Source organism: Pedobacter cryoconitis (assembly GCF_003259615.1).
Taxonomy (GTDB): Bacteria; Bacteroidota; Bacteroidia; order Sphingobacteriales; family Sphingobacteriaceae; genus Pedobacter; species Pedobacter cryoconitis.
This window is the reverse complement of the sequence record NZ_QLLR01000024.1, coordinates 41,899-55,776: the sequence shown is the minus strand read 5'-3', so window position 1 is coordinate 55,776 and position 13,878 is coordinate 41,899. Positions and strand designations below refer to the sequence as shown.

The following is a 13,878-nucleotide window of genomic DNA, read 5'->3' as shown; positions in this document are numbered from 1 at the left end:
TTGTGGTCACAAAAATTCAAAGAATGGCTAAAGTACAAGTTGGATTGGTGCAGATGACCTGCACCAGTAGCAAACAAGAAAATTTAGATAAAGCAATTGCAAAGATCCGTGAAGTAGCGGCTCAGGGTGCCCAGGTGGTTTGCCTGCAAGAGCTTTTTACCTCCCTATATTTCTGTGATGTTGAAGAGTATGAGAACTTCAAATTAGCAGAAACTATCCCTGGCCCGTCAACCGATATTTTATCGGCTGTTGCCAAAGAACTAAACGTAGTCATTGTTGCTTCTCTGTTTGAAAAAAGAGCGGAAGGTTTATATCATAATACTACTGCTGTTCTGGATGCAGATGGGGCTTATTTAGGTAAATATCGTAAAATGCACATCCCGGATGATCCTGGGTTTTATGAAAAATTCTATTTCACTCCGGGTGACTTAGGTTATAAAGTATTCAAAACCAAATATGCTAAAATTGGTGTGCTGATCTGCTGGGATCAATGGTATCCTGAAGCTGCAAGAATAACTGCACTGATGGGCGCTGATTTCCTGGTTTACCCAACTGCAATAGGATGGGCGACTACACAGGATGAGGAAACGAATAAAGAACAATATAACGCGTGGCAGACTATTCAGCGTTCACATGCTATTGCGAATGGTGTGCCTGTGGTAAGTATCAACCGTGTTGGGGAAGAAGCAGGTGTATCTTTCTGGGGAGGATCATTTGTATCCAATCCTTTCGGCTCCCTGTTATACCAGGCTACACACGATCAGGAAGAACTGAAAGTGGTAGAACTTGACTTGTCTAAGTCTGACCGTTACAGAACGCACTGGCCATTTTTACGTGACAGAAGAATTGATACTTATTCACCAATTACCAAAAGATATATAGATGACGAGTCTATTTGATAACTCTCCGAAGAAAGCCGGCTATAGCTTTCCTGCTGAATGGGCTAAACATGAGGCTACCTGGTTAACATGGCCGCATAAAGAAGCTTCATGGCCTGGTAAAATTGATATGATTTACGCATCATACTGTGAGTTTATCAAAATCGTAGCTCAGGGAGAAAAAGTAAGGATCAATGTAAATGATGAAGTTACTAAAGCTTTTGCAATTTCAAAATTGCAGGAAGCAGGTGCAGATTTGGCGCAGATAGAATTTTATTTTAATCCAAGCAATGATGCCTGGTGCCGTGATCATGGCCCTGCTTTCTTATTGAACCCAAAAGCAGAGCAGCAAAAAGTGGTTATTGACTGGGGTTATAATGCCTGGGGCGGAAAATATCCTCCATATGAGTTAGATGATATTATACCTACGCGTATTGCAGATCATTTCAGTTTGCCGGTATTCAACCCGGGGATTGTAATGGAAGGCGGATCTGTAGAATTCAACGGGGCAGGGACAATTTTAACTTCCAGAGCTTGTTTGTTAAATCCAAACAGAAATCCGCATTTGAACCAACAGCAGATTGAAGAGTATCTGAAAGAATGTTATGGCGCAGAACAGGTTTTATGGGTTGGGGATGGTATTGTTGGTGATGACACAGACGGCCATATTGACGATATTACCCGTTTTGTGAATGCGAATACCGTTTTAACTGTCGTGGAGTCAAATCCATTAGATGAAAATTATATCCTTTTAAAGGAAAATCTGGAAGAACTAAAGGCGATGCGTTTGTTAAACGGTGAGCCTTTAAACATTATCCAGTTACCAATGCCATCGCCGGTTATTCATGAGGATACACGTTTACCTGCTTCGTATGCTAACTTTTACATTGCAAATGCTGCGGTAATTGTGCCTACTTTCAGGGATGTAAATGATGAAATTGCACTGGGTATTATCAGAGGTGCTTTTCCTGACCGCAAAGTAGTCGGGATTGATTCTACAGATATTATCTGGGGATTAGGTAGTTTCCACTGCTTAAGCCAGCAGGAACCAGCAGTTTAAAAAGTTTGAATTCAAATTGGCTTTGCAGATTTGAACCAGAAATAACTATTATAAAAAAACAATATACAACCAGATGAACCCGGCATGATCAAAATAATTATTAAAGCCGCAGGAAATAATTATTTTAATCATCAAAGGCTCCATCTTACAAAAAATACTATATACAACAAGATGAAACTATTAGAAGGAAAAACAGCATTAATTACTGGTGCTTCAAAAGGAATAGGCCGCAAAATAGCGGAGAAGTTTGCAGAACAGGGTGCGAATGTTGCTTTCACTTATCTGTCTTCAGTAGAAAAAGGAGAAGCTTTAGAGCAGGAATTACAATCTTTCGGTACTAAAATCAAAGGATACCGTTCTGATGCCTCTAAATTTGATGAAGCAGAAAAACTAATTAGTGATATAGTTGCTGAATTTGGTACAATTGACATCGTTGTGAACAATGCCGGAATCACTAAAGACGGTTTACTGATGCGGATGAGCGAAGAAAACTGGGACGACGTGATCAATGTAAACCTGAAATCTGTGTTCAATATTACTAAAGCAGCTTCAAAAGTGATGATGAAAGCCCGTAAAGGATCTTTCATTAACCTGAGCTCGGTAGTCGGTGTGCAGGGAAATGCTGGTCAGGCTAATTATGCAGCTTCTAAAGCTGGTATTATTGGCTTCTCTAAATCAGTTGCCAAAGAATTAGGTTCAAGAAATATCCGGACCAATGTGGTTGCTCCGGGATTTATCCGTACGGAAATGACTGATGTATTAGATCCTAAAGTTGTTAAAGGCTGGGAAGAAGGTATTCCGTTGAAGCGTGCAGGTGAGCCTGAGGATGTAGCAAATGTTTGCGTATTCCTTGCTTCTGATATGAGTGCTTACGTAACCGGACAAGTGCTGTCTGTTTGCGGTGGTATGTTATAAGCTTATTCCTTAAATATTATTTTAAAAGGGTGAAAATATTTCTGTTACAGGAAGGCTTTTCACCCTTTTTCATTGACGTGAAATTTGGTTTTTTCTAAGAATTATGCAGTCAGTTTTTAAAAAATCAGCATCTTTAGGCTGACCTATGAACGACACCTTTAATTTCTATAGTTTCCTTGCATTTTCCGGCTGTCTGGCAGCTGGTTTATTTTTCGCATGGTTGCTCTATGGGAAAAATTCAAACCTGACCCGTCCGGTCAATATAGGTTTGGCGGTAATCAGGACGGTAACGCTCACTTTGATCTTATGGCTTTTATTTTCCCCGCTGATTAAACAAACGAGTTATACGCTCGAGAAACCGATTGTGGTCATCGCACAAGATAACTCTGCCTCTATTGCGGCTTTCAGGCCTGCAGGATTTGATACTATCAAATATAGAAAATCGCTGCAGCAGCTTCAGGCAGAACTATCAGAAAAATATGAGGTAAGAGGTTATAGTTTTAGTGATCGTGTGGTTAAAGGGCTTGATTTTGGCTATAAAGGGAAACTTACCAACGCTGCACAACTGATCAATAAACTAAATGATGAATTAATTAATAAAAACGTCGGAGCGGTGATTATAGCTACTGACGGAATTTTTAACCGGGGCGGGAATCCGGTACAGGAGCTGGCACTGCTCAAGGCGCCGGTTTATACGATAGCGCTGGGGGACACTATCCCTAAAAAAGATATATTAGTCAGTGCTGTAAATGTTAACGATCTGGTTTACCTGGATAATGATTTCAGGATGGAGGTGCAGGTACAGGCATTTCAGTGTGAGGGGATACCAATCCGGCTGACAGTACTCGAAGATGGGAAAAAGGTGTATGAGAAAACTGTACAGGTAAATGCAGCTCAATTTTCGAAAAACATACCGGTGAATTTAAAAGCTTCAAAAGTTGGTCAGCATCAATATGTTGTTTCATTGGCCCCGGTTGCTCAGGAAATCTCCATCAAAAATAATGTTTATCAGACCCTGGTTGATGTGATTGATGAACGTCAAAAGATATTGATTGCTGCGGCTGGTCCGCATCCGGATGTGGCAGCTTTAAAACAGGCCATCGGGTTGAATAAACATCATGAGGTTTCAGTAGTTTTAAATGATGCGTTGTTGAAGATTGACCCGCAGGCTTATGGATTGATCATTCTTTATCAATTGCCCGATAGTCAATTTGATGGAAGTGCCTTTCTGGCGAAAACAAAGACCGCGAAAGTTCCGCTTTGGTATGTTGTAGGCATGCAAAGTAATCCGGGCAGGTTTAATCAGGTACAGCAACAGGTTAATTTTTCTGGAAATGCGGCTCCTCAATATCAATATAGTGCTATCGATCCAAACCTGTCTGTTTTTGATTTAGATCCGGCTTCGCGTAAAGTCATTGAAAATTTTGATGCTTTACAGTCACCAGCGGGCGTGTTTAAAATTTTGGGAAACCAGCAGGTTGTACTGGATCAGCGCAATGGCAAAATAAAAACTGATCGTCCGCAGCTGTTTTTTATGAATGACAATGGCCGTAAGACCGGGTATCTGATTGGGGAGGGTTTATGGAAGTGGAAGCTGTCAGAAGCCCGTGAAAACCCGCAGACCCCGGTATTCAATGACCTGGTGGGTAAAATAGTACAATATCTTTCTGTGAAGGATGATAAGCGGAAATTTAAAGTCAGGCCGGTTAAAAATACTTTTGAAGAGAATGACCGGGTAGTGCTGAACGCTTCATTATACAATGATAGTTATCAGCCAGTAAATACGCCGGATGTCAATTTACTATTAAAAGATGAAAAGGGTAAAACGTATAACTTCACGTTCTCAAAATATGAATCCTCTTATCAGCTGGATGCAGGTGTATTGCCACCGGGCAAGTACAGCTATACTGCCAATACTACATTGGGAAATCAGCATTATCAGGACAAAGGAACCTTTTTTGTAAATACCCTTACTGCCGAATTTCAGCAGACGCTGGCAAATCATCAATTATTATATCAGTTAGCTAACCAGACCAATGGAAAATTGTATCTTCCAGACCAGCTTTTAAAAATTAAGGATGACCTGATTCAGAGTAACCAGTTGAAAACACTGAGTTATGAGGATCGAAAGTATGAGGAACTGATCAATTTAAAAAGTTTATTTGTGCTGATTATGGTCATGCTGAGTATAGAATGGTTTGTACGTAAAAGAAATTCGGCGCTGTAATAAAGGTTAATTTATGGAATTCACTACCTCTCAGGTTATAGAAATTTTAGGGACCATCGCTTTTGCGATCTCAGGTTCATTTTCTGCTATACAGCGGCGGCTTGATCCTTTTGGTGTACTGATCATCGCTTTTGTAACTTCTATTGGCGGGGGAACGGTCAGGGATTTGCTTTTGGGTGATACCCCGGTTAAATGGATGAGGGATGTAAATTACTGTTTACTGATCCTGGTCACCTCACTGCTCACTATAGTTTTGAAAAGACATCGGAAGCGGTTTACAGTGACACTATTCTTGTTTGACTCGATGGGGCTTGGGCTCTTTACAATCCTGGGAATTCAAAAAGGGATAGCCTTTGGTCTGAGTCCGGGGATTTGTATTGCGCTGGGTACAATTACAGGTTGTTTTGGCGGTGTAATCAGGGATACCTTGCTGAATACAATTCCTTTGATCTTTAAAAAAGAGATTTATGCTACGGCCTGTATTCTGGGAGGGATCTTATATTTTACTTTATTGTTTTTTAACCTGAAAGCAGATGTGGCAAAGGTATTGGTGATCGGCTTTATCTTCGCGCTGAGAATAGTCGTGGTTCGTTATAAACTGACGTTGCCTAGATTCGGCTATTAGAAAGCTGAATTTAGTCTTTAGGGGTTTCTTTAATAATTACAAAAACATCTTCATTGTCTTTTTTCATGAAGTATTTTTCTCTTGCAAACTTCTCTGCGGTATTCAGATTGGTGTTTAGCTCGTTAAGATCTTTTTTCACCTGGGCAGTTTGTTTTTCATAGAAATCTTTTTCTTCCTGCAGCTTGTGTACTTCTGTGCGGTACTCATATTGAGAGAGCATATCATTCTTATCAAAGAATAACATCCATACTGCAAATGCAGCAGTAGAGAGAAAGTACTTGTTGCGAAAGATTTCCAGTAATCTGTTCATATAAACAAAGATATAAATTATAAAATAAAAAAGCATAGCCGTTTCCGACTATGCTTTCTATGCTAAAACTGGAAACCCAGCTTATTTTTTCAGGAATTTGAAATCTTTACCAATAAAACGTGCAGCAGAACCTAATTCTTCTTCAATACGTAATAATTGGTTGTATTTAGCTATCCTGTCAGAACGTGAAGCTGAACCAGTTTTGATCTGACCACAGTTTAAAGCAACTGCTAAATCAGCGATGGTTGTATCTTCAGTTTCTCCTGAACGGTGACTCATTACCGACGTGTAACCACTGTTTTGTGCCAATGATACTGCGTTGATAGTTTCAGTCAGGGTACCGATCTGGTTTACTTTAACCAGGATAGAGTTTGCAATGCTTTTATCGATTCCTTGTTGTAAACGTTTAACGTTAGTTACAAACAAATCATCACCTACTAACTGTACTTTGTTACCGATAGCTAAAGTTAAAGCTTCCCATGCGTCCCAGTCATCTTCGTCTAAACCATCTTCGATAGAGATAATTGGGTATTTATTAGCCCAGTCAACCCAGTATTTAACCATTTCGTCAGAAGTTAATTTCTCACCAGATGATTTATGGAAGTTGTAAGTTTTAGTTTTTGAATCATACATTTCAGATGCAGCTGCATCCATAGCGATCCATATATCTTTACCAGGAGTGAAACCAGCAGTTTCAATCGCTGTTAAAACAGTTTCAATGGCCTCAACGTTTGAACCGATGTTTGGTGCAAAACCACCTTCATCACCAACATTTGTTGAATAACCTTTTTTCTTTAATACGTCTTTCAGGTGGTGAAATACCTGGGTTCCCATTTGTAATGCTTCAGAGAAACTACGCGCTCCCAATGGCATAATCATGAACTCCTGGAAGTCAATTTTGTTATCCGCATGTGCACCACCGTTTAAGATGTTCATCATTGGAATAGGTAATGTATTTGCATTTACACCACCGATATAACGGTATAATGGTTGTCTGCTTTCTGCTGCTGCTGCTTTAGCTACTGCTAAAGAAACGCCCAGGATTGCATTAGCACCTAAATTTCCTTTGTTTTCTGAACCATCAAGGTCGATCATCGCCTTGTCAATCAGGTTTTGCTCAAAAACGTCGATACCCTGAAGTTCTTTAGCTATTTTCTTGTTCACATTCTCAACGGCTTTTAATACACCTTTGCCCATGTAAACTTTCTTATCTCCGTCTCTTAGCTCAACAGCCTCGTGTTTACCAGTACTTGCACCAGATGGTACAGCAGCACGGCCCATTTGGCCATTTTCAGTGATTACTTCTACTTCAACAGTAGGGTTACCTCTAGAATCGAGGATTTGCCTTGCATGAACATCAATAATTAAACTCATTTTAGTTGTTTTAAGTGTTTTTATCTCCTTAGTGTAAATAATACAATTACCAGGTGATGATCAAAGTTAAAATAAAATTATAAATTATCAGGATTGATTTCCCTATAATTTTATTCCCACTTGAATACCTTTACCGCTACCGCGTATATTCCTATTCCCCAGATCACCATGATTAAAATCTGTTGCTTCACATCCCATAGTCCGGCACCTTCAAAAGCAACCTGTCTCATCGCATCATTCAGATAGGTGAGTGGTAAGGCCCTGCTAATTGGTTGCAGCCAGTTTGGGAAGTTCTCTATAGAGAAGAACGTACCAGATAATAAAAATTGTGGTAAGGTAATAATATTTGAGATAGGAGGGATCGTACTTTCACTTTTTGCAATACCAGAAACGACAAAACCGAAGCCCATAAACACGATGACACCAATAGTGGACAGCAGGAGCATATTAATCACCGTCGTGACCCCATGGATGAGTGTGAAATGGAAAAAGAAATGGCCGATCAGGATAATAAATAAGGCTCCTATCAACGCGAAACCTATTCTGGCCAGCCCTTCACCCAGGATAATACTCGATCTTTTTACCGGAGTGGCAAAAAAACGTTTGATTACCAGTGTTTGTCTCAGGCTGAAAAAGACAAAGGCTGTTCCGAAAACACCGGTACTCAATAAAGAGAAACCGAGCTGTCCGGGCAGGATAAAATCTATAGTCCGGTAAGTTCTGCCATGTACAGTACTTTCTTTTAATTCTGCTACCGATGGCTTTAAATCTTTCGTATTTAAAGTGTACATCAGGTTGTTTAAAATCGACTTCAGGATATTTCCTTTATCCATCGAGGCAGAGGTATATTTTACGTTTGCTAAATAAGCGGGTTGATCCACAATGTTTTTGTGGACATCAATTACCCCGGCAATTGTTCCTTTTTCTAACCGCTGGTGTAGCTCAATATCACTTTGATCAGTAATTAAATGGATTACAGAGGTATGTTGCAGGGCAATAATAACCGGATTCTGCATATCTGAGCCCGGTGCTACAGCAAGATCTAATTTAACTCCTCCGCCACCCAGAAAACCAAATACAAGAATAAAAATAAGTGGAAAGGCAAGCGTGAAAACTACAGCCGACGGGCTGCGGGTAATAGACCTGAAACTTGCTTTGGCAAGAGCCAGCGTGGCTTTAGTATTGTTATATGATTTGTTCATTTTTGAGCTCATTTAGCCTTCACGCCATTCCTGGCCTGTAAGATTGATAAATACATCTTCGAGGTTAGCTTTTTTAACTTCTTTTTTTCTTTCGAATCCGCTGTTGATTAACTGGTCAATCAGGTTGTCCGGAGTATCCAGCGCAATGATTTCTCCGTGCTCTACGAAAGCTACGCGGTCACATAGTTGTTCTGCTTCATCCATATAGTGGGTAGTGAGCACAACCGTAGTTCCATTGTTCCTGATGTCGATAATCAGGTCCCACAAATTACGGCGTGCCTGAGGATCGAGTCCTGTGGTCGGCTCGTCCAGGAAAATGATCTTGGGAGAGTTCAGTAAAGTTGTCGCAATAGAGAAGCGTTGTTTCTGTCCGCCGGAAAGGGCTTTAAATTTTGCTTTGGCTTTATCCTGAAGGTTTACTTTCTCCAGCATTTCCATCGGTTTGATGTCCACGCCATAAAGACCAGCAAAAAGCTCCATAAGTTCCACCAGGTTCAGATTGGGGTAATAACCCGCAGCCTGTAGTTGTACGCCAATAATCCTTTTGATTTCATTGGCATCTTTATCTACAGAAAATCCATCTACTGTAATTTCTCCGGAAGTTTTTTCCCGAAGTGTTTCAATGATTTCTAAAGTAGTCGTTTTTCCTGCACCGTTAGGGCCAAGCAGTCCGAAAATCTCATTTTCATAGACATCGAAACTAATCCCTTTGACTGCTGTGAAATCAGCATAGTTTTTTACCAGATTACGGACACTGATAATGGTATTCGTTTTATCCATGAGATAAATGTAACAAGGTTTAATGTAAAAAGGATTGATGTGACTCAATCCTTTCTTAAAATGTCGGTAAAATGATGGTTAGAACCGGTGATTACCAGTCTACCAGCTTATTTCACCTTTGATCAGCTTCACAAAGTCATCAAACAGATAACGTGAATCATGCGGGCCAGGAGAAGATTCAGGGTGGTACTGTACCGAGAATGCTTTTTTACCTTTTACACGAATTCCTTCGATCGACTGATCATTTAAGTTGATATGGGTAATTTCCACTTTGTCAGAACTTCTTACTTCTTCCGGAATTACACCGAAACCGTGATTTTGAGAAGTTACTTCGCAATGGTTTTTAATAATATTTTTTACCGGGTGGTTTAATCCCCTGTGGCCGTTAAACATTTTCATCGTACCAATTCCGTTAGCTTGTGCTAATAACTGGTGACCTAAACAGATACCGAAAAGTGGTTTATCTGAAGCCAGGATTTGTTTAACAGTTTCAATGGCATAAGGCATGGCCGATGGATCACCAGGGCCGTTAGACACAAAGTAAGCATCAGCTCCCCATTTATCCATTTCTTCAAAAGTAGTTTTTGCAGGGAAAACCTGTACGTATAAGTCTCTTTCGTCGAAGTTACGTAAAGTGTTTTTCTTGATTCCAAAATCCAGCGTAGCTACTTTATAAGTCGCATCTGGTGAACCATAGAAATATGGTTCTTTGGTAGAAACCTGTGAAGACAGTTCCAATCCGTCCATAGAAGGTACTTGTGCCAATTTAGCTTTCAGTTCTTCGATGTCAGTGATTTCAGAAGAGATAATCGCATTCATTGCTCCCTGATCTCTGATTTTCCTTACTAAAGCACGGGTATCAATATCAGAAATTCCAACGATGTTTTCATCCTGGAAATAATCCTGTATAGATTCATTTGCTTCTTTACGGCTATAGCCGATGTTGTAATTTTTGCAAACCAGACCTGCAATCTTAATCGAATCAGATTCGATTTCTTCTTTATGAATTCCATAATTACCAATATGGGCATTCGTAGTGACCATGATTTGTCCGAAATAAGATGGATCAGTGAAAATTTCCTGATAACCTGTCATTCCTGTATTGAAACAAATCTCTCCTGTCGTTGTACCAATCTTTCCGGCAGCTTTACCGTGGTAAACAGTACCGTCAGCCAATAACAGGATAGCAGGTAACTTGGTGTAGTTAGTCATCGTAATTAAAATGAAAAATAAAGTTTAAAAAAGGGATTAATGAATGAAGATTTGCGGTTTTGAGGTCGCTATATTGATTAACAAATGTGTTGTTGTTTAACCCGTTCATTTCGGGATACAAAGATAGCTTTTTCATCTTTAAATCCATATTTTTTTTATCAGGATTGAATTGTTACGTTCGATATGCCGTATATAATTGGTTTTAGGGTAATTTTCTCAATTGAATACCCTAATTTTGCTCCCCTAAAAGCATAAATTTATGTCTATACACAAAGAAGTAAAGCGTATTACAACCCACATTCTGCAAGCAATGAAACAGAGTGGTGAAAAAATATCGATGTTAACTGCTTATGATTATTCTATGGCTACGGTTCTGGATGATGCAGGACTTGATGTTTTATTGGTTGGTGATTCAGCTTCAAACGTAATGGCGGGCCATGAAACTACTTTGCCGATTACACTGGACCAGATGATTTATCATGCCCAGGGTGTCGTTAGAGGTGCAACGCGCGCTTTTGTCGTAGTGGATCTTCCTTTTGGTTCTTACCAGGGCAATTCAAAAGAAGCTTTAAGCTCTGCGATCAGAATCATGAAAGAATCGGGTGCTCACGGTGTAAAGCTGGAAGGCGGTACTGAAGTAGTGGATTCTATTTCCAGAATTATTACTGCGGGTATTCCTGTAATGGGACACTTAGGTTTAACTCCTCAGTCGATCTATAAATTCGGAACTTATACTGTAAGAGCTAAAGGTGAAGAGGAAGCTGAAAAGCTGAAACTTGATGCAAAGGCTTTACAGGACGCTGGTTGTTTTGCAATTGTATTGGAAAAGATACCTGCTGCACTGGCTAAAGAAGTGTCTGAAAGTCTTCATATCCCGGTCATCGGAATAGGGGCAGGACCGCATTGTGATGGACAGGTTTTAGTGGTAAACGATATGATCGGTTTAACTAAAGGCTTTAAACCACGCTTTTTACGTCAGTATATTAATTTATATGACGGAATTTTAGATGCTGCAAAAGCATATATTAAGGATGTGAAAGCGAATGACTTTCCAAATGAAAAAGAGCAATACTAAAAATGTCGGTAACTGATAAAGATGTACTTTTCGAAGATAATCACCTGATCGCGATTTGTAAACGTGCAGGTGATATTGTCCAGGTGGATGAAACTCGCGATGAGCCATTGGAAGATATGGTGAAAAGGTACATCGCCAAAAAATATAATAAGCCTAACAGTGCATTTTTAGGTGTGGTACATCGTTTAGACCGCCCGGTAAGCGGGGTGATCTTATTTGCGAAAACAAGTAAAGCACTGGAAAGAATGAATGCCATTTTTAAAAACAGGGAGGTTAAGAAAACTTACTGGGCGGTTGTACGCAATCGTCCGGCTAATATTTCGGGGACCCTGGTACACTGGCTGGTGAAAAATCCAAAAACAAATGTGGTTACGCCGCATAATACGGAAGTTCCGGGGAGTCAGCGTGCTGAATTAAGCTACAGGCTGCTTGGTGAACTGGGCGGATATTACCTGATTGAGGTAGATCCTTTAACAGGGCGCTCCCATCAGATCAGGGTACAGCTTTCTACTTTAGGCTGTCCGATTGTCGGGGATAATAAATACGGCTACCCGCGTGGCAGCCGTAAAGGAAGTATTTGTTTACACGCCCGAAGGTTGCAATTCCTTCATCCGGTCAAAAAAGAACCGGTAAATATCTTTGCCAAACTTCCTGTAGACGGATTTTGGGAACGTTTTGAGTCCTTTTAGGGATTCAAAACGTTTCTTTTATTTACAGGCTACTGGTGAAAGGGTAATATCCCCGTATTTTAAGCCTGCTAAATTGGTAAATACTCTTCTGCCATCTGTTTCCTGCGTTGGGCCGTAACCTTCTAACAGCTGATCTCCTTTTTTGATAAATGAAACTTGTCTGTAAGAGGTTGTCCCCTCAGCTTGAAAAGTATAGTCTGCAATAATGGTATCTCCTTTGATTATTCCGGCGATAGTACCGGCATTTTTATCTTTTTCATAAAAATTATAGTTCAAGCTGCCTGCTACTGCGTTTCCTGCAGTAATCAGTGATAAAGAAACAGTGTCTTTATCTTTAATGTACACATAACATGCTTTTGCTTTAGAGGCATTGGTGTCAGGTGTGGTAGCAAGGCTATCAATTTTTTGCGCTGTAGTTTTATTCTGCTGACAGGCAGCAAAAAGCCCTGCCAGGATAGTCAATGATAAGATTGTTTTTTTCATCGGAATATATTTTAGAGAGGTTTCATTTTTTCAGCACAAGAGTCCGGCCAGAAAATCAGGAGCGGGCTGGCTTTTTATATAAATAAAAAACAGCTGAATCTCCTCTTTGCACTGCATTGAGTTTCTCAGCTTCCTGTTCAAAAGCTTTTAATTCTCCTGGTGTAAACTCTTTCTCTATAGGATGAAGATTATAATCGTTTGCTGCAGAGAATAATGGGATTTTCTTTTCATAAAGTTCACTGGCATAAAACTGGAACCCTGTGGAATCATACGTGGTTTGCCTGATTTCAAAGCCAGCGTCTTCCGCAAGAATGCTCATGCTTTTTAAAGTGTGTAAAAAGAAATGCCTTGGTGCATCCAGTTGAACCCAGTTGCCCTGGTAGCGCTCCCATGCTTCTCCAAGTACAGGAATTCTGATCAGCAGACAGCCTTCTTCTTTCAGCAATCCACGGCAATCTGTTAAAGCTTGTTTTTGCTGATCCATATGCTCTAGAACATGGTGCATCATAATCAGATCATAAGTGTGACTTTGTAATTCTGTCAGCTCCTTTTTCATTACTTTTACACCGTATCCGTAATCAATTTCCTGAGGGAGAAACTTATCTACGCCTTCTACCTGCTTAAAGCCCTGGTTAAACAGGTCACAGATCAATTGTCCTTTGCCGCAGCCTACATCCAGAATTCTATCATCAATTTTGGCGTTGATAGGTTTCAGGTATTTTAGAAGGTTATAGTCTTTGCTGTATTTGCGCTGTATTCTGTGATTTCCCAATAACCTTTTCAGGAACGGAAGTTTTTTTAGCGTCGCTATTTTCTGGGTAAAAGAATAATAATATGGAGGATAGTATTTGATAATATCGGCTGGTAATTCTGCAATCTGCAAACATCCGCAAGAAGAGCATTCCTGGTAACGGAATTCATCGCCGAAGCCAAACATCTGCTCTTTGAAATTATATTCTTTTGAAAAAGGTGACTTGCATATTCTGCAAGTCACCGAGTGATAAACTTTATTTTCTTTGGTCATTCTAATATTTATAACTTTATAAGT

At 40.0% G+C, this 13,878-nt stretch carries 14 protein-coding genes; 7 read left to right on the top strand and 7 right to left on the bottom strand.

The window, feature by feature from the left end:
* Positions 1 to 23: 23 nt before the first annotated feature.
* From LY11_RS19350 to LY11_RS19330, 5 genes are all read left to right on the top strand, one after another.
* Positions 24 to 899, top strand: a complete 876-nt coding sequence (locus tag LY11_RS19350) for a carbon-nitrogen hydrolase (RefSeq protein WP_111635286.1) — start codon at positions 24 to 26, stop codon at positions 897 to 899.
* Positions 883 to 1,938, top strand: a complete 1,056-nt coding sequence (locus LY11_RS19345; RefSeq protein WP_111635285.1) for an agmatine deiminase family protein — start codon at positions 883 to 885, stop codon at positions 1,936 to 1,938. The genes LY11_RS19350 and LY11_RS19345 overlap by 17 nt, the downstream gene beginning before the upstream one ends.
* Before the next feature lie 171 nt (positions 1,939 to 2,109).
* Positions 2,110 to 2,853 (top strand): 3-oxoacyl-[acyl-carrier-protein] reductase, encoded by a 744-nt coding sequence (fabG, locus tag LY11_RS19340; protein ID WP_111635312.1) that lies wholly within the window; start codon positions 2,110 to 2,112, stop codon positions 2,851 to 2,853.
* A 145-nt stretch (positions 2,854 to 2,998) separates the two neighbouring features.
* The gene (locus LY11_RS19335) at positions 2,999 to 5,080 is read left to right on the top strand and encodes a hypothetical protein (protein WP_111635284.1); all 2,082 of its coding nucleotides are present in this window, start codon (positions 2,999 to 3,001) and stop codon (positions 5,078 to 5,080) included.
* Between the two features lie 13 nt (positions 5,081 to 5,093).
* Complete coding sequence (locus tag LY11_RS19330; protein WP_111635283.1) at positions 5,094 to 5,705, top strand: trimeric intracellular cation channel family protein; 612 nt, start codon at positions 5,094 to 5,096, stop codon at positions 5,703 to 5,705.
* A gap of 10 nt (positions 5,706 to 5,715) precedes the next feature.
* On the opposite strand, the gene LY11_RS19325 is transcribed toward LY11_RS19330, so the two are convergent.
* The 5 genes from LY11_RS19325 to carA form a co-directional block, all read right to left on the bottom strand.
* Positions 5,716 to 6,015, bottom strand: a complete 300-nt coding sequence (locus LY11_RS19325) for an FtsB family cell division protein (RefSeq protein ID WP_111635282.1) — start codon at positions 6,013 to 6,015, stop codon at positions 5,716 to 5,718.
* An 81-nt stretch (positions 6,016 to 6,096) separates the two neighbouring features.
* Entirely contained in the window at positions 6,097 to 7,389 is a 1,293-nt protein-coding gene (gene eno / locus LY11_RS19320; protein ID WP_111635281.1) for a phosphopyruvate hydratase, read from the bottom strand.
* Between the two features lie 110 nt (positions 7,390 to 7,499).
* Positions 7,500 to 8,591, bottom strand: a complete 1,092-nt coding sequence (locus LY11_RS19315; RefSeq protein WP_111635311.1) for an ABC transporter permease — start codon at positions 8,589 to 8,591, stop codon at positions 7,500 to 7,502.
* A 12-nt stretch (positions 8,592 to 8,603) separates the two neighbouring features.
* Positions 8,604 to 9,371 carry an ABC transporter ATP-binding protein gene (locus tag LY11_RS19310; protein WP_111635280.1) on the bottom strand — a complete coding sequence of 256 codons (768 nt, stop codon included), beginning with the start codon at positions 9,369 to 9,371 and terminating at the stop codon, positions 8,604 to 8,606.
* A gap of 99 nt (positions 9,372 to 9,470) precedes the next feature.
* Positions 9,471 to 10,583 carry a glutamine-hydrolyzing carbamoyl-phosphate synthase small subunit gene (gene carA / locus LY11_RS19305; protein ID WP_068403387.1) on the bottom strand — a complete coding sequence of 371 codons (1,113 nt, stop codon included), beginning with the start codon at positions 10,581 to 10,583 and terminating at the stop codon, positions 9,471 to 9,473.
* 259 nt (positions 10,584 to 10,842) lie between these two features.
* On the opposite strand from carA, the gene panB reads away from it, so the two are divergent.
* Complete coding sequence (gene panB / locus LY11_RS19300) at positions 10,843 to 11,658, top strand: 3-methyl-2-oxobutanoate hydroxymethyltransferase (RefSeq protein WP_111635279.1); 816 nt, start codon at positions 10,843 to 10,845, stop codon at positions 11,656 to 11,658.
* A 2-nt stretch (positions 11,659 to 11,660) separates the two neighbouring features.
* Positions 11,661 to 12,347, top strand: coding sequence for an RluA family pseudouridine synthase (locus LY11_RS19295; RefSeq protein ID WP_068403383.1), 687 nt, complete (start codon positions 11,661 to 11,663; stop codon positions 12,345 to 12,347).
* A gap of 18 nt (positions 12,348 to 12,365) precedes the next feature.
* On the opposite strand, the gene LY11_RS19290 is transcribed toward LY11_RS19295, so the two are convergent.
* The gene (locus LY11_RS19290; RefSeq protein ID WP_111635278.1) at positions 12,366 to 12,830 is read right to left on the bottom strand and encodes a hypothetical protein; all 465 of its coding nucleotides are present in this window, start codon (positions 12,828 to 12,830) and stop codon (positions 12,366 to 12,368) included.
* A gap of 55 nt (positions 12,831 to 12,885) precedes the next feature.
* On the bottom strand, positions 12,886 to 13,854 hold the full coding sequence (locus LY11_RS19285; protein WP_111635277.1) for a class I SAM-dependent methyltransferase: 969 nt from the start codon (positions 13,852 to 13,854) through the stop codon (positions 12,886 to 12,888).
* Between the last annotated feature and the right edge of the window lie 24 nt (positions 13,855 to 13,878).